This window comes from Kitasatospora sp. NPDC059599 (genome assembly GCF_042735125.1).
In the GTDB taxonomy this organism is placed as follows: Bacteria; Actinomycetota; Actinomycetes; order Streptomycetales; family Streptomycetaceae; genus Kitasatospora.
Window position 1 is genome coordinate 1 of sequence record NZ_JBHWCL010000154.1, and the last position, 23,579, is coordinate 23,579.

Below are 23,579 nucleotides of genomic sequence, written 5' to 3' on the forward strand. Positions count from 1 at the left end.
GCCCCGGACCCACCAGGTCCGGGGCGGGGCCCTTTTTGCACGTCCTTGGTTGACGGTGCCTCAGTTCGTCGAATATCTCTTTACCTATGGAAGTAGATAAAGCCGACGACGGACCCTCTCCCATCGAGTTCCGCCTGGACCCGGCCTCCGGCGTCCCGACCTACCTGCAGCTCGTGCAGCAGGTCGAACAGGCGCTGCGGATGGGCTGGTTGACCGAGGGGGACCGACTGCCCCGGGTGCGCGAGGTGGTCGCCGGACTGGCGATCAACCCGAACACCGTGCTCAAGGCCTACCGCGAACTGGAGCACCGAGGCCTCGCGGCCGGCCGCCGCGGCCAGGGCACCTTCGTGCGCGGGCTGCCCGCCGGGGTCGTGCCGCTGCGCGAACGGGCCGCGCTGCGGCGGGGGTTGCTGGACTGGATGCGCACGGCGCGGGCCGCCGGGCTGGACGAAGGGGGGATGGTCGCGGTGTTCGAGGACGCGCTGCGCGACCTGCGTGAGGGGCGCGACGGGGTGGTGGCCTGATGGTGACGGACACGGTGATCGACTGCGGCGGGATCGGAAAGCGCTACCGCCGCTCCTGGGCGCTGCGGGACTGCCACCTCGCCGTCCCGGCCGGACACGTGGTGGCGCTGGTCGGTCCGAACGGCGCGGGCAAGACCACACTGCTGAGCCTGGCCGCCGGCCTGACCCTGCCCAGCGAGGGGGTGATGACCGTCCTCGGCGACCAACTCCCGGGCTCCCCGGAGGCCCTGGACCGGATCGGGTTCGTCGCCCAGAACGCCGCGCTCTACCCGGGCCTGCCCGTGCGGGACCTGCTCGCGATCGGCGGCCACCTCAACCGGCGCTGGGACGCCGCCCGGGCGCGCACCCACCTGGACGGCCTCGGCATCCCGCTGGACCGCAAGTACGGGCGCCTCTCCGGCGGCCAGCAGGCCCAGGTCTCGCTCGCCCTGGCCCTCGCCAAGCGGCCCGAACTCCTGCTCCTGGACGAGCCCCTGGCCGCGCTCGACCCGCTTGCCCGGCATGACTTCATGGCCGTGCTGCTGACCGCGGTGGCCGAGGACGGGCTCTCGGTGGTGTTCTCCTCGCACGCCGTCAACGAGCTGGAGCAGAGCTGCGACTACCTGGTGGTGCTGGCCGGCGGCCGGGTCCAGGTGTCGGGGGAGGTCGACGACCTGCTGGGCGGCCACCGGATGCTCACCGGTCCGACCGCCGAGGCGGACGCGGTCGCCGAACGCCTGCCGGTGGTCCGCGACCGCCGGGCCGGCACCCAGTCGCACCTGCTGGTCCGCACCGGCGGCGTGGACGCCCCGGTCTCCGGCGGCTGGCGCCAGCAGCGCGTCGGCCTGGAGGAGCTGGTGCTCGCCTACCTGCGGGAGCCGACCGCCTCCGCCCTGCCAGGCCCGCGCGGGGCCGTCCGCCCGACCGGGACGACCGCGACGACCGGGATGACTGCGACGACCGAGAAGGCGATGCTGCCGTGAGCTCGACCACCCTGGCCCCGCCCCGCTCCGCCGTCCTGCGGGCCGCCGGGCTGCGCCACCGGCCCGCCCTGCTGACCCTGCTCACGGTGATGGCCGCGGTCTCCCTCGCCCTGCTGCTGCACGGCTGGTACCTGCACACCGGCCTGGACCGCACGGGCGCCGCCGCCTGCGATCCGTCCGCGGATGCCTGCCTGGCCGCGTACAAGCGGTTCACGCGCACGTACGGAGGCGGCCTGCTGGAGCTCGACAGCGTGGTCTACGTCCTCGGCGGCGTGTTCGGCGCGTTCCTCGGCGGCCCGTTGCTGGCACGGGAGTTCGAGCACGGCACGGTGCGCTTCGCCTGGACCCAGGGCGCCGGGCGGACCCGGTGGACGGCGGGCGGCCTGGCCGTGGGCGGCGCGGTTCTGGCCGTCGTGGCGGCGCTGTTCGGGCTGCTGCTGCGCTGGTGGAGCGAGCCGCTGGCGATCAGGGCCGGCGTGTTCAACCCGGACCTCTTCGCACTGGCGCCACCGGTACTGGTGGGTCGGGTGCTGGTGGCCTTCGGGGTCGCGGCGCTGGCCGGTGCGGTGCTGCGCCGCACCGTGGTCGCGGTCGGTGTCGGGATGGCGGCTTCGGTCGCGCTGCCGTTCCTCGCCGTGGCCGTGCGCTCGCACTACATGGCTCCCCTGGAGGAGCCGATGCACACGCTGAACGCCATGGCGGTGGACGACCGGTGGGTGCTGGACGTGTGGTTCTCCGACCCGGCCGGGAACCGGATCCCCACGGACGACTTCTACCGCCTCGGCGACTCGGGCGGCGCGTGGCAGTCGCTGCTGCGCGACGGCGGCTACACGGTGCACCAGGTGTACCAGCCGGCGGACCGGTTCTGGCCGTTCCAGTTCATCGAGGCCGGCTGGATGACGGTGCTGGGCCTCGCCGCCTGCGCGGCCGCGGTCTGGTGGGTGCGGCGGCGGGCGGTCTGACCTGCGGGCCCGGAGATCGTTTGAAGAGGTTCCGTCAAAACCCTTGCGGGAGCGCGGCCGGACGGCTTTCCTTCTTCTCGTTAGGAAAGTTTCCTAACCCTACGAGGAATCGGAGCGTCCCATGCGCCCTCAGCCCCGTCGAGCCCTCCGCATCGCCCTCACCGCCGCCCTGGTGGCCGCGCCCCTCACCGTCGCGGCCACCACGGCGGCCCAGGCCGCCCCGGCCCCGACCACCGCCGTCCAGCTCAAGGCGACCGGACTGGACGACCCGCACAAGAAGGACATCGCGATGCAGCTGGTGTCCAGCGCGGAGAACTCGTCGCTGGACTGGAAGGCCCAGTACAAGTACATCGAGGACATCAAGGACGGGCGGGGCTACACCGCCGGCATCATCGGCTTCTGCTCCGGCACCGGCGACATGCTGGAGCTGGTCCAGCACTACGCCGACCTCAAGCCCGGCAACGTCCTGGCCAAGTACCTTCCCGCGCTGAAGAAGGTCAACGGCACCGAATCGCACGCCGGCCTCGGCTCCGCGTTCGAGCGGGACTGGGCCACCGCCGCCAAGGACTCCGTCTTCCAGCAGGCCCAGAACGACGAGCGCGACCGGGTCTACTTCAACCCCGCCGTCAGCCAGGCCAAGGCCGACGGCCTGCGCGCGCTCGGCCAGTTCGCCTACTACGACGCCATCGTCATGCACGGCCCGGGCAACAGCTCGGACAGCTTCGGCGGCATCCGCGCCGCCGCGATGAAGAAGGCGAAGACCCCCGCCCAGGGCGGCGACGAGGCCACCTACCTCAAGGCCTTCCTCGACGCCCGCAAGGTGGTCATGAAGAAGGAGGAGGCCCACTCCGACACCAGCCGGGTGGACACCGAGCAGCTGGTCTTCCTCAACGCCAAGAACTTCGACCTCAACCCGCCGCTGAAGTGGAAGGTCTACGGCGACAGCTACGCCATCAACAGCTGAGCCGTCACCGTCCCGACGGTGGGCGCCCCCTCCCCGGGGCCGCCCGCCGTCGGCTTTCGTCTCCGCGATTCCTTCGGGAGTCGACGCCGTTGCTGAGCCGTCCGGCGGCCTTCCTGCGGCGATGCGCACGGGCCATTCGCTCCATAACGAATCGGACAGGAGAATAACGAAGACTCCTTCACTTATTGACGCATCGGCCCGGTGGCGCTTGACTCCCTTCCCTGCCGCGACGCTGCGGCGCAGTACAGGAGGCACCACCGATCATGAACAGACCCATGCGTCTCGCGGCCGCGGGCACGGCCGCCGTGTCCCTCGCGCTCACCCTCGCGGCCTGCGGCCAGACCGTCGTGTCGCAGCAGCCGGCGGCCGGCGGGAGCGAACGGAGCATCGGTCTGCTTCTGCCGGAGAACACCTCCTCCACCCGCTACGAGGCCTTCGACAGGCCGCTGATCCAGCAGACGGTCACCAGCCTCTGCCCGAGGTGCACGATCAGCTACGCCAACGCGGACGGGAACGAGAGCACCCAGAAGCGCCAGTTCGACGACATGCTGGCCAAGGGCGTCAAGGTCATCCTGCTCGACCCGGTCAACGCGAAGAGCACCGCCCCGTGGGTCGAGGCCGCCACTGCCAAGGGCGTGAAGGTCGTCGCCTACGACCGGCTGGCCGCCGGCAAGGTCGCCGCCTACGTGTCCTTCGACAACGCGCGCACCGGTGAACTCCAGGGCCAGACCCTGTTGGACGCGCTGGGCCCGAAGGCCGCCTCGGCCAACGTCGTGATGATCAACGGCGCCGAGTCCGACCCCAACGCGGCGCAGTTCAAGGCGGGCGCGCACCGCGCGCTGGACGGCAAGGTCAAGAAGATCGCCTACGAGCAGTCCGGCGAGTGGAAGCCGGAGGTGGCCACGGCGAAGATGAACGAGGCCATCCAGAGCCTGGGCAAGGACGGCATCCAGGCCGTCTACGCGGCCAACGACGGCATGGCCGCGGCCGTCATCGACTCCCTGAAGGCGGCGGGCATCAAGAACGTGCCCGTGGGCGGTCAGGACGCGTCCATGGACGCGGTGCGCCGGGTGCTCACCGGCGAGCAGACCTACACGATCTACAAGCCGTACAAGCCCGAGACGGACGCGGCCGGCAGCATCGCCGTCCAGCTGGTCGAGGGCCTGGACATCAGCTCGACGGCGACCTCGGTCACCGACAGCGGCGGGCTGCACATCCCGTCCCTGCTGCTCACCCCGATCGTGGTGACCAAGGCGAAGGTGCAGACCACGGTGGTCGGCGGCGGCCTCTACAAGGCCGCCGACATCTGCACGCCGCAGTACGCGGACGCCTGCGCGGCGGCCGGCGTCAAGTAGCGCGAGGCCCGGCTCCCCGCCCCCCCGGGCGGGGAGCCGGCTGCGTCGCCCCTGGCACTCCCCGCCTGGCCGTACGACGGTGGGGCCGGCTTCGAACCCCCGTCGACCTGCCGCCCGTGCCGTAACAGGGCCGCGTGGAGGTGTCTTTCGCGGGTCAGGCGCTCGCGGTGTAGTCGTAGAAGCCGCGGCCGGACTTGCGGCCGAGCAGGCCCGCGTCGACCATCCGGGAGAGCAGCGGGGGAGCGGCGTACAGCGGCTCCTTGTACTCGTCGTACATCGACTCGGCGATCGACACGATGGTGTCCAGGCCGATCAGGTCGCACAGGCGCAGCGGGCCCATCGGGTGGGCGCAGCCGGCCTCCATGCCCTTGTCGATGTCGGAGGCGGTGGCCACGCCCGACTCGAACATCCGCACCGCGGACAGCAGGTACGGCACCAGCAGCGCGTTGACCACGAAGCCGGCCCGGTCGCGGGCGCGGATCGGCTCCTTGCCGAGCACCTGGGAGGCGAAGGCCTCGACCCGCTCGGTGGTGGTCGCCGAGGTGGTCAGGGTCGGGATGACCTCGACCAGCTTCTGCACCGGCGCCGGGTTGAAGAAGTGCAGGCCGATCACCTGCTCCGGGCGGGAGGTGGCGGCGGCCAGCTTCACGATCGGGATCGAGGAGGTGTTGGAGGCGAGGACCGCGTCGCGGCGCTCGATGACCTGGTCCAGGGTCTGGAAGATCTTGACCTTGATGTCCTCGCGCTCGGCGACGGCCTCGACCACCAGGTCGCGGTCGGCGAAGTCGGCCAGGTCGACGGTGAAGGACAGCCGGGCCATCGCCTCGTCCCGCGCCTCGGGGCTCAGCTTGCCGCGCTTGACCGCCGTGTCCAGGGAGTTGGTCAGCCGGGTGCGGCCGAACTCCAGCGCCTCGCCGCTGGCCTCCGACACCAGGACGTCCAGCCCGGCCCGGGCGAAGACCTCGGCGATGCCCGACCCCATCAGTCCGCAGCCCACTACTCCGACGCGCGCGATGTCACTCACTCAGTTGCCCTTCGGTGGTGCTGGGGGTCGCCCAGCGACTGGTGGCCCAGCGAGCTGCTGGTCAGCGGGTCGGTGTACCGGAATGGGTGCACCGGTCACCGCCCCGACGACGTTACTACTCCGTACCGGCCAGTAGGTCACCCCCTCCCCGGAGGAGTGCCACCGCGGACGGATCCCCCGAACGGGTGAGGCGGCGGCTCCGGCCCGTGTGCCCCGGGGCCGCCGCCGCCCGGCGGCCGACAGAATGCCGCAGGCGGGGGCCGGGGACGGGACCGCGGACGGGGCGGGGAAAAGACGGCGGACAGGGGCGGGGACGGAAGGGAGCACACGCGGTGTCGACGGGATCGCTCGCAGGACAGGTTGCCCTGATCACCGGCGCCGGCCGGGGCATCGGCCGGGAGATCGCCATCGGCCTGGCCGCCGAGGGGATGGCCGTCGGGTTGGTCGGCCGCACCCACGAGACGCTGACCGACACCCTCAAGGAGTGCGTCGTGCGCGGCTCCCGGGGCGTCGCGGTCACCGCCGACGTCACCCGCCCGGGATCGGTGCGCGAGGCCGTCCGGCTGGTCGAGCGCGACCTCGGCCCGATCGACCTGCTGGTCAACAACGCCGGCCTGGTCGACCGCGCCGAGGTGCCGATCTGGGAGAGCGACGCCAACCAGTGGTGGCAGGTGGTGGAGACCAACCTGCGCGGCCCGTACAACCTGCTGCGCTGCGTGCTGCCCGGCATGGTCGAACGGCGGAGCGGCCGGGTGGTCAACCTCAACTCGGGCTTCGCGCTGCGCCCGGACGGCAACTACACCGCGTACGCCACCTCCAAGGGCGCGCTGCTCCAGCTGTCCGACAACATGGCCGACTCGCTCGCCCGGCACGACGTCGTCGTCCTCGACATCAGCCCCGGGGCGGTGGCCACCGACATGACCGCCGGGATGCCGATGTTCCGGGACACGAAGGACTGGGGCTCCATCCCGTACATGGTCGCGGTCGCCGTGGACGCCGCCCGGGGCCGCTTCGACGGGTTGCACGGGCGGTTCATCCACGCGGGGCGGGACGACCTGGCGGAGCTGGTCGAGCGGGCCGACGAGATCCGCGCGTCGGACGCCCGTACCCTGCGGCTGCGCCCGTACAAGGACGACGACCCGATGGTCTGACCGGTACGGCCCCCGGGGCCCTGCTCGCGCAGCCGGCCCTAGGCGCACAGTTGGCTGGCGGTCACCGGCTTGAGCCCGGCCTTGGCGAGGCCGTCCAGGATGGCCGGCAGCGCGTCGACCGTGCACTGGTGGCCCATGTGCAGGGCCACCACCGAGCCGCCGCGCACCGAGTTCAGCACCCGGCGCTGCAGCTCGGCGGCCGAGGGGTCGTTGTAGTCGCGCGGGTCGACGTCGAAGGACAGCACGTGCTCGTAGCCGACGGCCCGCGCCTGCTCGCGCACCATCGGGGTGGAGTACTGCGCGGCGGAGGGGCGGAACCAGCGGCCGATCGAACCGGTGAGCTTCTGCAGCCGGTCGGCGCACTGGGCGATCTCGGCGCGCGCCTGGTCCGGCGTCATCGCGGAGATGTTGAGGTGGTTCTGGGTGTGGTTGCCCAGCTCGTGGCCGCCGTCCAGGATCCGCTGCGCCATCTGCGGCTGCTGGTCGAGCCAGCTGCCGACCACCATCACGGTCAGCTTGGCGCCGCGCTGCTCGGCGATCTCCAGCAGGGCGGTGGCCAGCTTCGGGTCGCCGCTGCCGTGGACGGTGAGCGCCACGTTCTTGCCGGTGCGCGGCCCGTACACGACCTCGACCGGGGTGCCGGGCGCGAGCGGGGGCAGCGGGGGAGGGGTCGGCGGGGCGGACGCCCGGGCGGCGGCTGCGGTCGGATCGGCGACGGGCTCGGGATCCGCGCCGGCGGCCGGTGCGGTCGGCGCGGGGGAGGCCGGGCCCTCGCCGCCGTTCCAGGCCGGGTCGGTGATGTGCTGCGGGTCGACGGTGCCGGGGTGGGCGGCCAGCGCCCCTGGGTCGGCCCGGCGGGGCACGCCGGTGCCGCAGGCGGTGAGGAGGCCTCCGGCGGCGGTGAGGGCGGCCAGCTTGGCGGCGGTGCGCAGTACGGTGCGGCGGTCGGCAGTCATCGGCAGCCAGCATAGAGAGGACGGCCGTGGCGGGCGATCCGGGATGACCCGTCCGTACCGCCCTTGACGTGCACACACCCTGTCTACGGGCGTTGCGTAAACCTGAACTCCCGCTGTTTCCACGGCGTGTCGTTGGATACGATCACCGCGCGCCGCGTGTTGACAGGCGGTCGCACAATTCCGGCATCGCGCATTGGGGGCGGACAGGATGTACGAGGACACCACGGCGACCGGCCGGGCGGCCGACACCGACTGGCACTGGGCCAGAGCGGACGACTGGCAGCCGCCGAGCGAGCTGGACACCGGCATCCCGCACACCGCCCGGATGTACGACTACTACCTGGGCGGCAAGGACAACTTCGAGGCCGACCGCAAGGCCGCCCAGGCCGCGATAGCCGCCTACCCCGCGCTTCCGCTGCTGGCCCGCACCAACCGGCAGTTCCTCGGGCGGGCCGTCGAGTTCGCGGCCGGCCGGGGCATCCGCCAGTTCGTCGACATCGGCACCGGCATCCCGGCCGTGGGCTCCACCAGCGAGGTCGCCCAGCGGGTCGCCCCGGACGCCCGCGTGGTGTACGTCGACAACGACCCGATCGTCGCCACCCACGCCCGCGCCCTGCTGGCCGGACACCCCGCCGGGCACACCTCGGTGATCGAGGCCGACCTGCGCGACCCGGCCGCGATCCTCGCCCACCCCGCACTGGCCGCCGCCGTCGACCTCTCCCGGCCGGTCGCGCTGATGCTGGTCGCCGTCCTGCACTTCATCCGCGACGAGGACGGCGCGCAGCAGATCGTCCGCACCCTGCGCGAGGCGCTCGCCCCGGGCAGCGCGCTGATCCTGTCGCACGGCAGCCCCGACTTCGCCTCCCGGGAGAGCGCCGCCGAGGGCACCCGGATCTACAAGAGCGCCAGCGCCCCGCTCGTCCTGCGCCCCCGGGCCGGCGTCGAACCCTTCTTCGGGGACTTCGAGTTCGTCGGCCCCGGGCTCGTCCAGCTCCCGCTCTGGCGCCCCACCGCCGGACACGTGCCCACCACCGAACTGCCGGAGGGCTGGCAGGACGTCTCCGCCTACGCGGGCGTCGCGTTCAAGCCGTAGCCGCTGCTGCCGTGGTGGTTGCCGTGGCCGTCGGGCCCACGGCGGCCGCCGCCGCGCCCCGCGCGTGACCGGTACCCGGCCCCGGCGCCTCCCTCCTGCGCCGGGACCGGATCACCGCAGCCTACGCAGCCCCACTGACAGCCCCTCACCCGCCCGGGTAGCCTGCGGCGTGACCACCACCCTGCCGCCCCTGCCCGCCGGGGCCGCCGACCTGCTGCGCGACCTCGACGCCCCACCCCGGCTGGTCGCCCACCTCGCGCTGGTGCACGAAGTCGCCGAGGAGATCGCCGACTTCTGCGCCGGTGAGGGTCTGGAGTTCGACCGCGAGGCCGTCCGGTACGGCGCCGCCACCCACGACATCGGCAAGACCGTGCACCCGGAGGAACTCTCGGGGCCCGGATCCGCACACGAGGCCGCCGGTCACGCCCTGCTGCTCGCCCGCGGCGTCCCCGAGCGGCTCGCCCGCTTCGCCCGCAGCCACGCGAGCTGGGGCGGGCCCGGCGTCACCGTCGAGGAACTGCTGGTCAGCCTGGCCGACAAGGCGTGGAAGAACAAGCGCGTCCAGGACCTGGAGGACCGCGTGGTCGACCGGCTCGCCGCCGCCACCGGCCGGGAGCGCTGGGAGGCCTTCCTCGCCCTGGACGACCTGCTCACCCGGATCGGCGAGGACGCCCCGAGGCGGCTCGCCGTCCAGGCCGCGCACCCCGTGCGCGCCCGGGAAACCCACGCGACAGGGCGCGCCGGGCGGTGTTAGCTTCCGAGGCATGGAAGCCCTGAGTGAGAACGAGATCCGCGCGTCCTTCGTCAACTGCTCCAAGGGCGAGGCCCGTCGGCTCAACCTTCCCCGGGGCCTCGCCGAACTGCCCTGGGAGGACCTGGACTTCCTCGGCTGGCGGGACCAGGGCGCGCCCGACCGCGCCTACCTGGTGGCCCCGCACGGCGGCGAACTCGTCGGGGTGACGCTGCGGGTGCCGACGGTCCGGCGCAGCCTGACCAAGACCAACGTCTGCTCGCTGTGCATCACCGGGCACGCCGGCACCGGCGTCGCGCTGCTCGCCGCCCGCCGGGCCGGCGCCGCCGGCCGCGAGGGCAACACCGTCGGGACCTACATCTGCGCCGACCTCGCCTGCTCGCTCTACGTGCGCGGGCTGAAGAAGTCCACCCTGGTGACCCGGCCCGACGAGTCGCTGCCGCTGGCGGACCAGATCGCCCGGACGCTGGGCAACCTCGACGCCTTCCTCGCCCGGGTGCTCACCGACACGACCGTCACGCCCGGCTAGGCCCTGCCCGGGCGCAGGCCCGGTCCGGGCGCAGGCCCTGCCCGGCCGGGGCTCAGTGGCCGCGCAGCCCGTCCAGTTCGCGGCGCTCCCGCTTGGTCGGGCGCCCGGCCCCGCGGTCCCGCTGCCCGGCCGCCGCGACGAACTCGCGCGGCGGCCGCGGCGGGCTGTTGTCGACCAGGCACTCCGCGGCCGCCGGGGCGCCGACCCGCTTGCGGATCAGCGTCCGCACGACCACCACCCGCTCGTGGTTGTCCTCGCGCACCCGGACCTCGTCGCCGGGCTTCAGCGCCTGGGCCGGCTTGGCCCGTTCGCCGTTCACCCGGACGTGTCCGGCCCGGCAGGCGGCCGCCGCCAGCGCCCGCGTCTTGACCAGCCGGACCGCCCAGATCCAGCTGTCCACCCGCACGCTTCCCTCGTGTTCAGCCATCCTCGGAGCCTACCCAAGCGGTCGGGCCCGGGCGGCCGACGGACGGCCTGCGCGGCGGGACGGGCGGCCGCCCGGCGGCTACGCCGCGGCCGGCGCCTCCTGGATCGCCCAGCCGTTGCCGTCCGGGTCGTTGAAGAACACGAAGTTGTTCCAGGCCTCGCCGTGCCCGTTCACCCGGGCACCCGCCACGAAGTGCTGGACCGGACTGACCTGGACACCCCGCGCCACCAGTTCGGCGTGCGCCTTCTCGATGTCCGCCACCACCAGTTGGAGGCCCTTGACCGAGCCGGGCGGGGAGTCGATCACCCCCTTGCCCACCACGATCGAGCAGGGTGAGCCGGGGGGCGTCAGCTGGACCACCCGGACCCCGTCCCGCAGGCGGGTGTCGTGGTCCACCGTGAACCCGGCCTGCTCCTCGTAGAAGAGCTTCGCGCGGTCCACGTCGGACACGGGGACCACCACGACTTCGAGTTTCCAGTCCATCGCCCTCACCCCTCTCGGTCGGGCCCTTCCAGTATCCGTCCGGCGGCAGTCATCCAAAACTGTTCCCCCACCGGCCGTCCGATAGCCTGAGAACACGATGAATCCGCAGACCACGCCCGCCGCGACCACGTTCTCCACCCCGTGGGGCACCCTCGACCTCACCCGCTTCCCCGAGGACCCGCGCGAGCGGCTCCGGGCCTGGGACGCCGCCGACGAGTACCTGCTGCGCCACCTCGCGGGCGAGACGGACAGCGCGGGCGGCGCCGCCACCGAGCTGGCCGGCCGCCGGATCGCCGTCCTCGGCGACCGCTGGGGCGCGCTGACCACCGCGCTCGCCGGGTTCGGGCCGGTCCAGATCTCCGACTCCCACCTGGGCCGCCAGGCCACCCTGGCCAACCTGGCCCGCGCCGGTGCCGCCGTCGACGGGGACCGGCTGCTCAGTACCCGGGACACCCCGCCGGAGCGGATCGACGTGCTGCTGGTGCGCGTGCCCAAGAGCCTGGCCCTGCTGGAGGACCAGCTGCACCGGCTCGCCCCCGCGCTCCACCCCGGCACCGTGGTGGTCGGCACCGGCATGGTCACCGAGATCCACAGCTCCACCCTCCGGCTCTTCGAGCGGATCCTCGGCCCGACCCGCACCTCGCTGGCGGTCCGCAAGGCCCGGCTGATCCTGTGCACCCCCGATCCGGCGCTCGACCCCGGCCCGAACCCGTGGCCGCACCGCTACGCGCTGCCGTCGGACATCGGCCCCGCCGCCGGCCGTACGGTCGTCAACCACGCCGGGACGTTCTGCGCCGAGCGGCTCGACATCGGCACCCGCTTCTTCCTCGCCCACCTGCCCGTCCCCGCCCCGGGCGCCCGGGTGGTCGACCTCGGCTGCGGCAACGGCGTGGTCGGCACGGCCGCCGCGCTGGCCGGGCCCGGCGCGGAGCTGCTCTTCGTGGACGAGTCGCACCAGGCGGTGGCCTCCGCCGAGGAGACCTTCCGCGCCAACCTGGGCCCGGACGCCCCGGCCGAGTTCCGCACCGCCGACGCGCTGGCGGCGGACGTGGTCGCCCCCGGTTCGGTGGACCTGGTGCTCAACAACCCCCCGTTCCACTCGCACCAGGCCACCACCGACGCGACCTCCTGGCGGATGTTCACCGGCGCCAAGCGGGCCCTGCGGCCCGGTGGCGAACTCTGGGTGGTCGGCAACCGCCACCTCGGCTACCACGTCAAGCTGCGCCGCCTGTTCGGCAACTGCCGACTGGTGGCCGGGAACCCCAAGTTCGTGGTGCTGCGCGCCGTCAAGCGCTGACCGGCCCCAGGCCCCCAGGCCCCCAGGTCTCCAGGCCCCCGGGCCCCGGCCGTCGCGGACCTCCGCCCCGGGGCTCGCCCGGGCGCCCGGGGCGCTCTGCCACGAACTCCTTGCATGGATTTTCCCTCCCGCGTATATTCATGCCAAGACTAAGGAGGAACGCCATGGCATTGCGAGTCGCCGTCGCCGGCGCGAGCGGATACGCGGGCGGAGAGGTGCTGCGCCTGCTGCTCGGCCACCCGGAGGTGGAGATCGGGGCGCTGACCGGCGGCTCGAACGCGGGCGCCAGGCTGGGCGCGTTGCAGCCGCACCTGATCCCGCTCGCCGACCGCGTCCTCGAACCCACCACCCCCGAGGTGCTGGCCGACCACGACGTGGTGTTCCTGGCGCTGCCGCACGGCCAGTCCGCCGCCGTCGCCGAGGCCCTCGGCCCGAACGTCCTGGTGGTCGACTGCGGCGCCGACTTCCGGCTCAAGGCCGCCGCCGACTGGGAGCAGTTCTACGGCTCCGCGCACGCCGGCACCTGGCCCTACGGCCTGCCCGAACTCCCCGGCCACCGAGCCGCGTTGAAGGGCAGCAACCGGATCGCCGTGCCCGGCTGCTACCCGACGGCCGTCTCGCTCGCGCTGTTCCCCGCGTACGCGGCCGGACTCGCCGAGCCGGAGGCCGTCGTGGTCGCCGCCTCCGGCACCTCCGGCGCCGGCAAGGCCGCCAAGCCGCACCTGCTGGGCAGCGAGGTGATGGGCAACGTCAGCCCGTACGGCGTCGGTGGCGTCCACCGGCACACCCCGGAGATGGCGCAGAACCTCAGCCCGCTCGCGGGCGAACCGGTCACCGTGTCCTTCACCCCCACCCTCGTCCCGATGCCGCGCGGGATCCTCGCCACCTGCTCGGCCAAGGCCAGGCCCGGCGTGACCGCCGAGAGCCTGCGCGCCGCCTACGCCGGGGCGTTCGCGGACGAGGCCTTCGTCCACCTGCTGCCCGAGGGCCAGTGGCCGCAGACCAGCAGCGTCTACGGCGCCAACACCGCCCTGGTCCAGGTCGCCCTGGACGCCACCGCCGGGCGGATCATCGCGATCAGCGCGATCGACAACCTGGTCAAGGGCACCGCGGGCGGCGCGGTGCAGAGCATGAACATCGCCCTGGGCCTGCCCGAAGAGCTGGGCCTCCCCCTGAACGGAGTCGCACCGTGAGCAACAGCAGCAACGTGGGCGTGACGGCTGCCAAGGGCTTCCGCGCCGCCGGGGTGACCGCCGGCATCAAGGCCTCCGGCACGCCGGACCTCGCCCTGGTGGTCAACGACGGTCCCTCGCTCGCCGCGGCCGGCGTCTTCACCTCGAACCGGGTCAAGGCCGCGCCGGTGCTCTGGTCCGAGCAGGTCCTCAAGGGCGGGCAGGTCTCCGCCGTCGTCCTCAACTCCGGTGGCGCCAACGCCTGTACCGGCCCGCTCGGCTTCCAGGACACCCACGCCACCGCGGAGAAGGCCGCCGAGGAGCTGGGGCTCAACGCGGGCGAGGTCGCCGTCGCCTCCACCGGTCTGATCGGCGTCCGGCTGCCGATGGACATCCTGCTGCCCGGCGTCACCCTCGCCGCCGGCGAGCTCAGCGGGACCGGCGGCGAGGCCGCCGCGATCGCCATCAAGACCACCGACACCGTGCACAAGACCGCCCAGGTCACCAGCCCGGCCGGCTGGACGGTCGGCGGCATGGCCAAGGGCGCGGGCATGCTCGCCCCGAGCCTCGCCACCATGCTGGTCGTGCTCACCACCGACGCCGCCGTCGACAGCACGGACCTGGACGCCGCCCTGCGCGGCGCCACCCGCACCACCTTCGACCGGATCGACTCCGACGGCTGCATGTCGACCAACGACACCGTGCTGCTGCTGGCCTCCGGCGCCTCCGGCACCACCCCGGACCGGGCCGAGTTCGCCGAGGCCGTCCGCACCGTCAGTGCCGAGCTGGCCCGTCAGCTGATCGGCGACGCCGAGGGCGCGAGCAAGGACATCCGGATCGACGTCACCGGCGCCGCGACCGAGGACGAGGCCGTCGAGGTCGCCCGCACGATCAGCCGCAACAACCTGCTCAAGTGCGCCATCCACGGCGAGGACCCCAACTGGGGCCGCGTCCTCGCCGCGATCGGCACCACCTCCGCCGCCTTCGACCCGAACCGCCTCGACGTGGCCATCAACGGCGTCTGGGTCTGCAAGGACGGTGGGGTGGGCGAGGACCGCGACCTGGTCGACATGAAGGGCCGGGAGGTCGTCATCACCGCGGACCTCGACGCGGGCACCGCGAGCGCCTCGCTGTGGACCAACGACCTCACCGCCGACTACGTCCACGAGAACAGCGCCTACTCCACCTGATCCGCGCCGCACCTGATCCGCGACATCCTGACCCGCGGCACCACCGAACCGCGGCGGTACCGGGTCCGCGACATCCTCCCCCAGCCTCCGGCCGGGGGGACCCCCATCGACGAGGGAACCCCGTGCAGATCGCACCCAAGGGCGAACAGGCCCGCAACAACACCGCGTTGCCCAAGGCCATGACGCTGATCGAGGCACTGCCGTGGCTGGAGCGCTTCCACGGCAAGACCGTCGTGATCAAGTTCGGCGGCAACGCCATGGTGGACGACGAGCTCAAGTCGGCGTTCGCCCAGGACGTCGTCTTCCTCCGCTACGCCGGACTGCACCCCGTGGTGGTGCACGGCGGCGGCCCGCAGATCAGCGCCCAGCTGGACAGGCTCGGCCTGCAGTCCAGCTTCACCAACGGCCTGCGGGTCACCACCCCCGAGACCATGGACGTGGTCCGGATGGTGCTGGCCGGCCAGGTGCAGCGCGAGCTGGTCGGCCTGCTCAACGAGCACGGACCGTTCGCCGTCGGCATGACCGGCGAGGACGCGCACACCATGACGGCGGTCAAGCGCTACGCGGTGGTGGACGGCGAGCAGGTGGACATCGGCCTGGTCGGGGACATCGTCAACATCGAGGCCGGCGCGGTGAAGGCGCTGATCGGCGACGGCCGGATCCCGGTGATCTCCTCGATCGCGCGCGGTGCCGACGGTCACGTCTACAACATCAACGCCGACACCGCCGCCGCCGCCCTCGCGGTCGCCCTCGGCGCCGAGATGCTCGTCGTCCTCACGGACGTCGAGGGCCTCTACAAGGACTGGCCGAACTCCGACGACGTGATCAGCCAGCTCAACGCGAGCGAACTGGAGGAGCTGCTGCCCGGCCTGGCCAGCGGCATGCTCCCCAAGATGGAGGGCTGCCTGCGCGCCGTCCGCTCCGGCGTGGGCACCGCCCGCGTCCTGGACGGCCGGGTACCGCACAGCCTGCTGCTGGAGATCTTCACCGACGAGGGCATCGGCACGATGGTCGTGCCGGACGACGAGCCGACCGTGACCGGGGGACTGGCATGACGCACAACGAGCAGCTCACCGACCGGTGGCAGCACAGCTTCACCGACAACTACGGCACCCCCCGGATCCCGCTGGTGCGGGGCGAGGGCAGCAAGCTGTGGGACGCCGACGGCAAGGAGTACACCGACCTGCTCGGCGGCATCGCCGTCAACGCCCTCGGCACCGCCCACCCGGCGGTGGTCGAGGCGGTCGGCCGGCAGATCGCCACCCTCGGCCACGTCTCCAACCTCTTCATGGCCGAGCCCACCATCGCCCTCGCCGAGCGGCTGCTGCGCCTGGACGGCCGGGCGGGTGGCCGGGTGTTCTTCTGCAACTCCGGCGCGGAGGCCAACGAGGCCGCGTTCAAGATCAGCCGACGGACCGGGCGCACCCACCTGGTCGCCCTCCAGGGCGCCTTCCACGGTCGGACGATGGGAGCCCTCGCGCTCACCGGCCAGCCCGCCAAGCAGGACCCGTTCCGCCCGCTGCCCGGCGACGTCACCCACGTCCCCTTCGGCGACGTCGAGGCGCTGCGCGCGGCCGTCACCACCGAGACCGCAGCCGTCTTCCTGGAGCCGGTGCAGGGCGAGAACGGCGCGATCCCGCTGCCCGACGGCTACCTCCGGGCGGCCCGCGAGATCACCCGGGCCACCGGCACCCTGCTGGTCCTGGACGAGATCCAGACCGGCGTCGGCCGCACCGGCCACTGGTACGCCCACCAGGCCTTCGAGGGCGTCGAGCCGGACGTCGTCACCCTGGCCAAGGCGCTCGGCGGCGGCCTGCCGATGGGCGCCGTCCTCGCCTTCGGGGAGGCCGCCGAGCTGCTCACCCCGGGCCAGCACGGCACCACCTTCGGCGGCAACCCGGTGGCCGCCGCGGCCGGGCTCGCGGTGCTGGACACCATCGAGTCCGAGGGCCTGCTGGAGCACGTCCGCAAGCTCGGCGAGCGGCTGCGGCACGGCGTCGAGGCGATCGGCGACCCGCTGGTCTCGCACGTGCGCGGCGCCGGCCTGCTGCTCGGCATCGTGCTCACCGCGCCGGTCTCGGCCCGGGTCCAGGCCGTCGCGCAGGAGGCCGGGTTCCTGGTCAACGCGGCCGTCCCGGACGCCGTCCGGCTGGCCCCGCCGCTGGTGCTGACCGAGGAGGAGGCGGACGCGTTCCTCGCGGCGCTGCCGGGCATCCTCCGGACGGTGCGCGAAAGCGCCCCGGCCGATGCGAGTTGACCGTCGTCCGGGAGAATAATCACATGACCGTTTCCCACTCAGGCCCGTCCGCCGCCGGCCCGACGCCGCAGGTCCCACAGACCCGCACCGCGCGCCACCGGCGGATCGTGGACCTGCTCACCCGCCAGCCCGTGCGTTCGCAGAGCCAGCTCGCCAAGCTGCTCGCCGACGACGGACTCGTGGTCACCCAGGCGACCCTCTCCCGGGACCTGGACGAGCTGGGCGCGGTCAAGATCCGCAACCGGGACGGCGCGCTGATCTACGCCGTCCCGGCCGAGGGCGGCGACCGCACGCCGCGCGCGCCGATGGGGGAGTCGGCCAGCGAGGGCCGGATGGCCCGGCTGGCCGGCGAGCTCATGGTCTCCGCGACGGCCTCCGGCAACCTGGTCGTGCTGCGGACCCCGCCGGGCGCGGCCCAGTTCCTGGCCTCGGCGATCGACCAGGCCGAGGTGTTCGAGATCATCGGCACCATCGCCGGCGACGACACCGTCCTGCTGATCAGCCGTGACCCGGCCGGCGGCCAAGCGCTCGCCGACCACCTGATGCAACTCGCCCAGGCGAAGGCGCAGTAGCCCCTCGGACACCCGCAACCCCGGCCGACGGATCCCGTCCGGCCGGGGTTTTGTGTTTCATACGCCGTCATGCATACTTATGCCACCAGCCGCACATGTGTGAAGGAGCCCCGCGATGACCGCCCAGCAGTCCTCCGACGTCCGCCTCTGGGGCGCGCGCTTCGCCGACGGCCCGTCCGAGGCGCTGGCCAAGCTGTCCGCCTCGGTCCACTTCGACTGGCGGCTCGCCCCGTACGACATCGCCGGCTCCAAGGCCCACGCCCGGGTCCTGCACAAGGCCGGACTGCTCTCCGACGACGAACTGGCCGCCATGCTGGACGGCCTCGACCGGCTGCTCGCCGACGTCGAGGCGGGCACCTTCACCGGCACCGTCGCCGACGAGGACGTCCACACCGCCCTGGAGCGCGGCCTGCTGGAGCGCCTCGGCGCCGAGCTCGGCGGCAAGCTGCGGGCCGGGCGCTCCCGCAACGACCAGATCGCCACCCTGTTCCGGATGTACCTGCGGGACCACGCGAAGACCATCGGCGGCCTGCTGCTCGACCTCCAGCACGCCCTGGTCGGCCTCGCCGAGGCGCACCCGGACACCGCCATGCCGGGCCGCACCCACCTCCAGCACGCCCAGCCCGTGCTCTTCGCCCACCACGTCCTCGCGCACGTGCAGGCCATCGGCCGGGACGCCGAGCGGCTGCGCCAGTGGGACGCCCGCACCGCCGTCTCGCCGTACGGCTCCGGGGCGCTGGCCGGCTCCTCGCTCGGCCTCGACCCGCAGGCCGTCGCCGCCGAGCTCGGCTTCGAGGGCGGCTCGGTCGGCAACTCCATCGACGGCACGGCCTCGCGCGACTTCGTCGCCGAGTTCGCCTTCGTCACCGCGATGGTCGGGATCAACCTCTCCCGGATCGCGGAGGAGGTGATCATCTGGAACACCAAGGAGTTCGGCTTCATCACGCTGCACGACGCCTTCTCCACCGGCTCCTCGATCATGCCGCAGAAGAAGAACCCGGACATCGCCGAGCTCGCCCGCGGCAAGTCCGGTCGCCTGATCGGCAACCTGACCGGCCTGCTGGCCACCCTCAAGGCGCTCCCGCTGGCCTACAACCGGGACCTGCAGGAGGACAAGGAGCCGGTCTTCGACTCCTGCGACACGCTGGAGGTGCTGCTGCCGGCGTTCACCGGGATGATGGCCACCCTCACCGTGCACCGGGAGCGGCTGGAGGAGCTCGCCCCGGCCGGCTTCTCGCTCGCCACCGACATCGCCGAGTGGCTGGTCAAGCAGGGCGTGCCGTTCCGGGTCGCGCACGAGGTGGCCGGCGCCTGCGTCAAGGTCTGCGAGGCCGAGGGCATCGAGCTGTCCGACCTGACGGACGAGCAGTTCGCCGGGATCTCCGGCCACCTGACGCCGGAGGTGCGCTCGGTGCTCAGCGTGCACGGCGCCATCGCCTCCCGCAACGGGCGCGGCGGCACCGCCCCCTCGGCGGTCGCGGTCCAGCTCGCCGAGGTGAAGGCGGACCTGGCGCGGCAGCAGGAGTGGGTGCAGGGCTGACCGGGGGTCGGCGTGAGCAGGGGCGCGGCGGTCCGACCGGCGCGCCCCTGCGGCGTCCGCGCCCCGGTCCGGGCGTAACCGGCCCCGCCCCGGGGCGTCATGCACGGTGTGTGCACCACCCCTCCCCCCGTCCCCTCCGCCGAGGACGTCTACCTCGCCGAACGCCGCCGCCGCGTGGTCCGCGAGACCGTCGCCGCCCTGCCCGGCCGCTGCCCGCAACTGATCGCCGCCCTCGCGGAGGACCCGCCGCCCAGCTACCGCGAACTCTCCGAGCGCCTCGGCATGCCCCGCGGCTCCATCGGCCCCACCCGCTCCCGCTGCCTAGCCTGCCTGCGCACGCTGCTCCACGCGGAGCGGTACCCGTGAGGCGCGGGAGGGCTTCCGGGCGCGTCCGCCCGCACTCCCCGGTGCGCGTTCCACGCCGCGCGCCCCGTCCCACCACCCCCTCCTCGCCCGGGCGTGACCCTCGCCACGTCTGGCCCCCCGAAGGTTGAGGGAAGCTGACACCCGGGTAGAGCGCTGGCGAACGCAGCTCTTGACGGTGACGCGATCACTCGGATACTGAGCGTGAGCGCGCCACCTCTGCGCGCCGGGCACGACGACTGGGGAGGCCCCTCCACATGGGCATGAGCGTGATCATCTCGGCCGCGGCGGCCGAGGACGCGGAGCAGATCCTCAAGCTCCAGTACCTCGGCTACCAGCCCGAGGCCGAGCTGTACGGCGACTGGGCGATCGAGCCCCTGACGCAGACCCTGGAGAGTCTGCGCGCCGAACTGACCGAGCAGCACTTCCTGGTCGCCCGGCTGGGCGGCGAGGTGGTCGGCACCGTCCGCGGCCGCGTGGAGCCCGACGGCGTCGCCCGGATAGGGCGTCTGGTCGTCCACCCGCGGATGCAGCGCCACGGCCTCGGCGGTCGCCTGCTGGACGCGCTGGAGCGCCGCCTCGCCGAGGACGGCGCGGTGTCCGCCTACCGCCTCTTCACCGGCCACCGCAGCCTCGGCAACCTGCGCCTGTACGCCCGCCAGGGCTACCGGCAGACCCGGGTCGAACAGGTCAACAGCCGGCTGAGCTTCGTCCACCTGGAGAAGCCCGTCAGCACGCCGCTCGCCGCGACGGCCTGACCGGCCGCCCCGCGCCCCGCCCCTCGGCGCCGCCACCATCCGGACGATCCGGTGGCGGCGCCGAGTCATGTCTGCGCTGGTCAGAGCGGTATGCGTCCGCATTGCGGACAGCCTGGTCAAATAATTGGGCGTACCTCGAACCATCTGTTTTACTGGCTCACATGACTGCGACGACGAACTGCACCCCCACCGGCACGCTGCCGGCAGGTGAGCGTGCCATGTGCCGTCGAATGTGTCACTGCTGAGGGCCACCGCCCCCGGCACCCCTCCGAGGGTGCCTCCCCTCGCGCCCCGAAGCGAGACTCCGGCGCCGCTCCCGCCCGTGTGAGCGCGCCCTTCCTCCCGTACCCCTCCCCCTGCCGTGCCCGCCCGCCCGCGGGCGCCGGTGAGTCGTAAGGCCACGCCCTCGCGCGGCCCGGCCGTCCGACGGCCGCGATCAAGGGGTGGCAGGTCCGGATCCCCCTGGCGAAGCGCCGCAAGGACACCGCCGACCGAAACCCGGTCGGGCGGTCGACCCGCGCCGCCCGCCCCCGACCCACGGAAGCTGCTGTGATCACCACCACGGACCTCACGAAGGTCTACCGCTCCCGAGGCCGCGAGGTGACCGCCCTCGCCGGTGTCGACCTGCACGTCCGCCCGGGCGAGGTCTACGGCGTCGTCGGCACCAGCGGCGCCGGCAAGTCCACCCTCATCCGCTGCGTGAACATGCTGGAGCGCCCGACCTCCGGCACCGTCACCGTGGACGGGGCCGAACTCACCGCCCTGTCCGCCGGCGAGAACCGCGCGGGACGGGAACTGCGCGAGGCGCGGCGCCGGATCGGCATGGTCTTCCAGCACTTCAACCTGCTCTCCTCGCGGACGGTGCAGCAGAACGTCGAACTCCCGCTGGAGATCATCGGACTGGACCGCACCCAGCGCCGCCGCAAGGCCGCCGAACTGCTCGACCTGGTCGGCCTCGGCGACAAGGCCCGCAGCTACCCCAACCAGCTCTCCGGCGGCCAGAAGCAGCGCGTCGGCATCGCCCGCGCCCTGGCCGGCGACCCCAAGGTGCTGCTCTCCGACGAGGCCACCTCGGCGCTCGACCCGGAGACCACCCGCTCGATCCTCAAGCTGCTGCGCGACCTCAACCAGCAGCTCGGCCTCACCGTCCTGCTGATCACCCACGAGATGGACGTCATCAAGTCCGTCTGCGACTCCGCCGCCCTGATGCGCGGCGGCCGGGTGGTCGAGTCCGGCGAACTCACCGACCTGCTGGCCAAGCCCGGCTCCGAGCTGGCCCGCGAGCTGTTCCCGCTCAGCGAGTTCGGCACCGGCCACGCCGGCTCCACCGTGCTGGAGATCACCTTCCAGGGCGACACCTCGGCCCAGCCGTTCGTCTCCCAGCTGGCCCGCACCTACCAGATCGACATCAACATCCTCGGCGCCGCCGTGGAGACCATCGCCGGCCGGATGGTCGGGCGGATGCGGGTCGAGCTGCCCGGCGGCCACCAGGACAACGTGGTGCCGATCGGCTACCTGCGCGAGCAGGGCCTGCAGGTGGACGTACTGGGCGCGGTGGACGGAGCGGTGGCATGACCTGGGACGAGATGTGGGCCCTGATGGGGCCCGCCACGCAGGAGACCTTCCAGATGGTCGGGGTGTCCGCCGCCTTCACGGTGCTGCTCGGCCTGCCGCTGGGCATCCTGCTGGTGCTCACCGACAAGGGCGGCCTGCTGGCCAACCGGGCCGTCAACAAGGGCATCGGCTTCGTGGTGAACCTGGCCCGCTCGGTGCCGTTCATCATCCTGATGATCGCGCTGATCTCCTTCACCCGCTGGCTCGTCGGCACGTCGATCGGCTGGCAGGCGGCGACCGTGCCGCTGACCATCGGCGCCATCCCGTTCTTCGCCCGCCTGGTCGAGACCTCCGTCCGCGAGGTCGACGGCGGCCTGGTCGAGGCCGTCCAGTCGATGGGCGCCGGCACCTGGACGATCGTCCGCAAGACCCTGCTGCCCGAGGCGCTGCCCGGCATCGTGGCCTCGATCACCACCACGGTCATCACCCTGGTCGGCTACTCCGCGATGGCCGGCACGGTCGGCGGCGGCGGCCTCGGCACCCTCGCCGTCAACTACGGCTACCAGCGCTTCGAGACCGCCTTCATGTGGGTCATCGTGGCCGAGCTGGTGATCATCGTCACGGCCGTCCAGCTGATCGGCGACTTCGCCGTCCGCCGCCTCTCCCACCGCGGCCGCACCGGCGGCCGGACCCGGCTGTTCGGCCGCGGCCCGGCCGGCCCGGCCGGTCCGGCCGCCGGCGACAAGGACCTCGTCGCCTCCTAGACCTCCCGCCTCCGACTCCGGACGCGGCTCCCCGTATCACGCAGAAAGGCACTTTTCGTGCGCAACGCCCTGAAGTTCACCAGCGCCCTGGCCACCGCCGGCCTCGCCCTCTCCCTCGCCGCCTGCGGCAGCTCGGGGTCCTCCTCCTCGGACCCGAACGCGCCGCTCAAGGTCGTCGCCAGCCCGACCCCGCACGGGCAGATCCTCAAGTTCGTCAAGGACAACCTCGCGGAGAAGGCGGGCCTCAAGCTCGACATCAAGGAGGTCACCGACTACGTGACCCCCAACACGGCGGTGCAGGACGGTTCGGCCGACGCCAACTTCTTCCAGCACGTCCCGTACCTGGAGGACTTCAACAAGAAGCACGGCACGACCATCGTGTCCGTCGAGCCCGTGCACCTGGAGCCGCTGGGCCTCTACTCCAAGAAGGTCAAGGCGATCGCCGACCTGCCGGACGGCGCCACCGTCGGCCTGCCGAACGACGCCACCAACGAGGGCCGCGCCCTCAAGCTGCTCGCCGACAACAAGCTGATCACCCTCAAGGACGGCGTCACCACCACGGCCACCCCGGCCGACGTGACCGGCAACCCGAAGAACCTCAAGTGGAAGGAGCTGGAGGCCGCCCAGCTGCCCCGCTCCGTCACCGACCTCGACGCCGCCGTCATCAACGGCAACTACGCGATCGACTCCGGCCTGAAGCCGGCCACCGACGCGCTGGTGCTGGAGAAGGCCGACGGCAACCCGTACGCCAACATCCTCGCCGTGAAGAAGGGCAAGGAGGACGACCCGCGGGTCAAGAAGCTCGCCGAGCTGCTGCACTCCGACGAGGTCAAGAAGTACGTCAACGACACCTTCCAGGGTTCGGTCATCCCGGCCTTCTGATCCGTCGCACCGCGGTACGCCGCGACGCCCGACCGGGCCCCCGCCGCAC

25 protein-coding genes are annotated in these 23,579 nt (G+C 72.8%); 21 read left to right on the forward strand and 4 right to left on the reverse strand.

What is annotated here, in order from left to right:
* Window positions 1-86: 86 nt before the first annotated feature.
* The 5 genes from ACFV04_RS36110 to ACFV04_RS36130 all read left to right on the forward strand — a co-directional run bounded on the left by ACFV04_RS36110 (window position 87) and on the right by ACFV04_RS36130 (window position 4,767).
* Complete coding sequence (locus ACFV04_RS36110; RefSeq protein ID WP_380535171.1) at window positions 87-524, forward strand: GntR family transcriptional regulator; 438 nt, start codon at window positions 87-89, stop codon at window positions 522-524.
* Entirely contained in the window at window positions 524-1,486 is a 963-nt protein-coding gene (locus ACFV04_RS36115; protein WP_380348015.1) for an ATP-binding cassette domain-containing protein, read from the forward strand. The genes ACFV04_RS36110 and ACFV04_RS36115 overlap by 1 nt, the downstream gene beginning before the upstream one ends.
* A complete protein-coding gene (locus ACFV04_RS36120; RefSeq protein ID WP_380535173.1) occupies window positions 1,483-2,448 on the forward strand; it encodes a hypothetical protein in 966 nt (321 codons plus the stop codon). Before ACFV04_RS36115 ends, ACFV04_RS36120 begins: the two co-directional genes overlap by 4 nt.
* A 121-nt stretch (window positions 2,449-2,569) precedes the next feature.
* On the forward strand, window positions 2,570-3,412 hold the full coding sequence (locus tag ACFV04_RS36125) for a chitosanase (RefSeq protein WP_380535175.1): 843 nt from the start codon (window positions 2,570-2,572) through the stop codon (window positions 3,410-3,412).
* A gap of 263 nt (window positions 3,413-3,675) precedes the next feature.
* Window positions 3,676-4,767 (forward strand): sugar ABC transporter substrate-binding protein, encoded by a 1,092-nt coding sequence (locus ACFV04_RS36130; RefSeq protein WP_380348020.1) that lies wholly within the window; start codon window positions 3,676-3,678, stop codon window positions 4,765-4,767.
* Between the two features lie 154 nt (window positions 4,768-4,921).
* Here the strand turns inward: ACFV04_RS36130 and ACFV04_RS36135 are convergent, their stop codons facing one another.
* Complete coding sequence (locus ACFV04_RS36135) at window positions 4,922-5,791, reverse strand: 3-hydroxybutyryl-CoA dehydrogenase (RefSeq protein WP_360264597.1); 870 nt, start codon at window positions 5,789-5,791, stop codon at window positions 4,922-4,924.
* Window positions 5,792-6,123: 332 nt separating this feature from the next.
* Between ACFV04_RS36135 and ACFV04_RS36140 the strand changes: the two genes are divergently transcribed.
* Entirely contained in the window at window positions 6,124-6,942 is an 819-nt protein-coding gene (locus ACFV04_RS36140; protein WP_380348022.1) for an SDR family NAD(P)-dependent oxidoreductase, read from the forward strand.
* A 38-nt stretch (window positions 6,943-6,980) separates the two neighbouring features.
* Here the strand turns inward: ACFV04_RS36140 and ACFV04_RS36145 are convergent, their stop codons facing one another.
* Entirely contained in the window at window positions 6,981-7,898 is a 918-nt protein-coding gene (locus tag ACFV04_RS36145) for a polysaccharide deacetylase family protein (RefSeq protein WP_380348024.1), read from the reverse strand.
* Between the two features lie 208 nt (window positions 7,899-8,106).
* Between ACFV04_RS36145 and ACFV04_RS36150 the strand changes: the two genes are divergently transcribed.
* From ACFV04_RS36150 to ACFV04_RS36160, 3 genes are all read left to right on the forward strand, one after another.
* Window positions 8,107-8,991 (forward strand): SAM-dependent methyltransferase, encoded by an 885-nt coding sequence (locus ACFV04_RS36150; protein ID WP_380348026.1) that lies wholly within the window; start codon window positions 8,107-8,109, stop codon window positions 8,989-8,991.
* A 169-nt stretch (window positions 8,992-9,160) separates the two neighbouring features.
* On the forward strand, window positions 9,161-9,745 hold the full coding sequence (locus tag ACFV04_RS36155) for an HDIG domain-containing metalloprotein (protein WP_380535177.1): 585 nt from the start codon (window positions 9,161-9,163) through the stop codon (window positions 9,743-9,745).
* Between the two features lie 10 nt (window positions 9,746-9,755).
* Window positions 9,756-10,271, forward strand: a complete 516-nt coding sequence (locus ACFV04_RS36160; protein ID WP_380348030.1) for an FBP domain-containing protein — start codon at window positions 9,756-9,758, stop codon at window positions 10,269-10,271.
* A gap of 52 nt (window positions 10,272-10,323) precedes the next feature.
* Here ACFV04_RS36160 and ACFV04_RS36165 read toward each other — a convergent pair whose 3' ends face one another.
* Together ACFV04_RS36165 and ACFV04_RS36170 are read right to left on the reverse strand one after the other, a co-directional pair.
* Window positions 10,324-10,698: an RNA-binding S4 domain-containing protein gene (locus tag ACFV04_RS36165; protein ID WP_380535179.1), complete on the reverse strand. Its 375-nt coding sequence runs from the start codon at window positions 10,696-10,698 to the stop codon at window positions 10,324-10,326.
* Window positions 10,699-10,776: 78 nt separating this feature from the next.
* Window positions 10,777-11,181 (reverse strand): VOC family protein, encoded by a 405-nt coding sequence (locus tag ACFV04_RS36170; RefSeq protein ID WP_360264617.1) that lies wholly within the window; start codon window positions 11,179-11,181, stop codon window positions 10,777-10,779.
* 97 nt (window positions 11,182-11,278) lie between these two features.
* Between ACFV04_RS36170 and ACFV04_RS36175 the strand changes: the two genes are divergently transcribed.
* The 12 genes from ACFV04_RS36175 (at window position 11,279) to ACFV04_RS36230 (ending at window position 23,530) form a co-directional block, all read left to right on the forward strand.
* On the forward strand, window positions 11,279-12,478 hold the full coding sequence (locus ACFV04_RS36175; protein WP_380535181.1) for a methyltransferase: 1,200 nt from the start codon (window positions 11,279-11,281) through the stop codon (window positions 12,476-12,478).
* 164 nt (window positions 12,479-12,642) lie between these two features.
* Entirely contained in the window at window positions 12,643-13,671 is a 1,029-nt protein-coding gene (gene argC, locus ACFV04_RS36180; protein WP_380535183.1) for an N-acetyl-gamma-glutamyl-phosphate reductase, read from the forward strand.
* A 14-nt stretch (window positions 13,672-13,685) separates the two neighbouring features.
* Entirely contained in the window at window positions 13,686-14,840 is a 1,155-nt protein-coding gene (gene argJ, locus ACFV04_RS36185) for a bifunctional glutamate N-acetyltransferase/amino-acid acetyltransferase ArgJ (protein WP_380535190.1), read from the forward strand.
* 179 nt (window positions 14,841-15,019) lie between these two features.
* Complete coding sequence (argB, locus tag ACFV04_RS36190; RefSeq protein WP_360264700.1) at window positions 15,020-15,895, forward strand: acetylglutamate kinase; 876 nt, start codon at window positions 15,020-15,022, stop codon at window positions 15,893-15,895.
* Window positions 15,892-17,097, forward strand: a complete 1,206-nt coding sequence (locus ACFV04_RS36195) for an acetylornithine transaminase (protein WP_380348035.1) — start codon at window positions 15,892-15,894, stop codon at window positions 17,095-17,097. Before argB ends, ACFV04_RS36195 begins: the two co-directional genes overlap by 4 nt.
* A 23-nt stretch (window positions 17,098-17,120) precedes the next feature.
* The gene (locus tag ACFV04_RS36200; protein WP_030245061.1) at window positions 17,121-17,669 is read left to right on the forward strand and encodes an arginine repressor; all 549 of its coding nucleotides are present in this window, start codon (window positions 17,121-17,123) and stop codon (window positions 17,667-17,669) included.
* 115 nt (window positions 17,670-17,784) lie between these two features.
* Window positions 17,785-19,209 (forward strand): argininosuccinate lyase, encoded by a 1,425-nt coding sequence (argH, locus tag ACFV04_RS36205; RefSeq protein WP_380348039.1) that lies wholly within the window; start codon window positions 17,785-17,787, stop codon window positions 19,207-19,209.
* A gap of 108 nt (window positions 19,210-19,317) precedes the next feature.
* Window positions 19,318-19,575, forward strand: a complete 258-nt coding sequence (locus tag ACFV04_RS36210; protein WP_380348041.1) for a hypothetical protein — start codon at window positions 19,318-19,320, stop codon at window positions 19,573-19,575.
* A gap of 254 nt (window positions 19,576-19,829) precedes the next feature.
* Entirely contained in the window at window positions 19,830-20,330 is a 501-nt protein-coding gene (locus ACFV04_RS36215) for a GNAT family N-acetyltransferase (protein ID WP_360264633.1), read from the forward strand.
* A 549-nt stretch (window positions 20,331-20,879) separates the two neighbouring features.
* Window positions 20,880-21,905, forward strand: coding sequence for a methionine ABC transporter ATP-binding protein (locus ACFV04_RS36220; RefSeq protein WP_380535186.1), 1,026 nt, complete (start codon window positions 20,880-20,882; stop codon window positions 21,903-21,905).
* Entirely contained in the window at window positions 21,902-22,648 is a 747-nt protein-coding gene (locus ACFV04_RS36225; RefSeq protein ID WP_380535188.1) for a methionine ABC transporter permease, read from the forward strand. The genes ACFV04_RS36220 and ACFV04_RS36225 overlap by 4 nt, the downstream gene beginning before the upstream one ends.
* A gap of 57 nt (window positions 22,649-22,705) precedes the next feature.
* Window positions 22,706-23,530 carry a MetQ/NlpA family ABC transporter substrate-binding protein gene (locus tag ACFV04_RS36230; protein WP_380348045.1) on the forward strand — a complete coding sequence of 275 codons (825 nt, stop codon included), beginning with the start codon at window positions 22,706-22,708 and terminating at the stop codon, window positions 23,528-23,530.
* The last annotated feature ends 49 nt before the right edge of the window (window positions 23,531-23,579 follow it).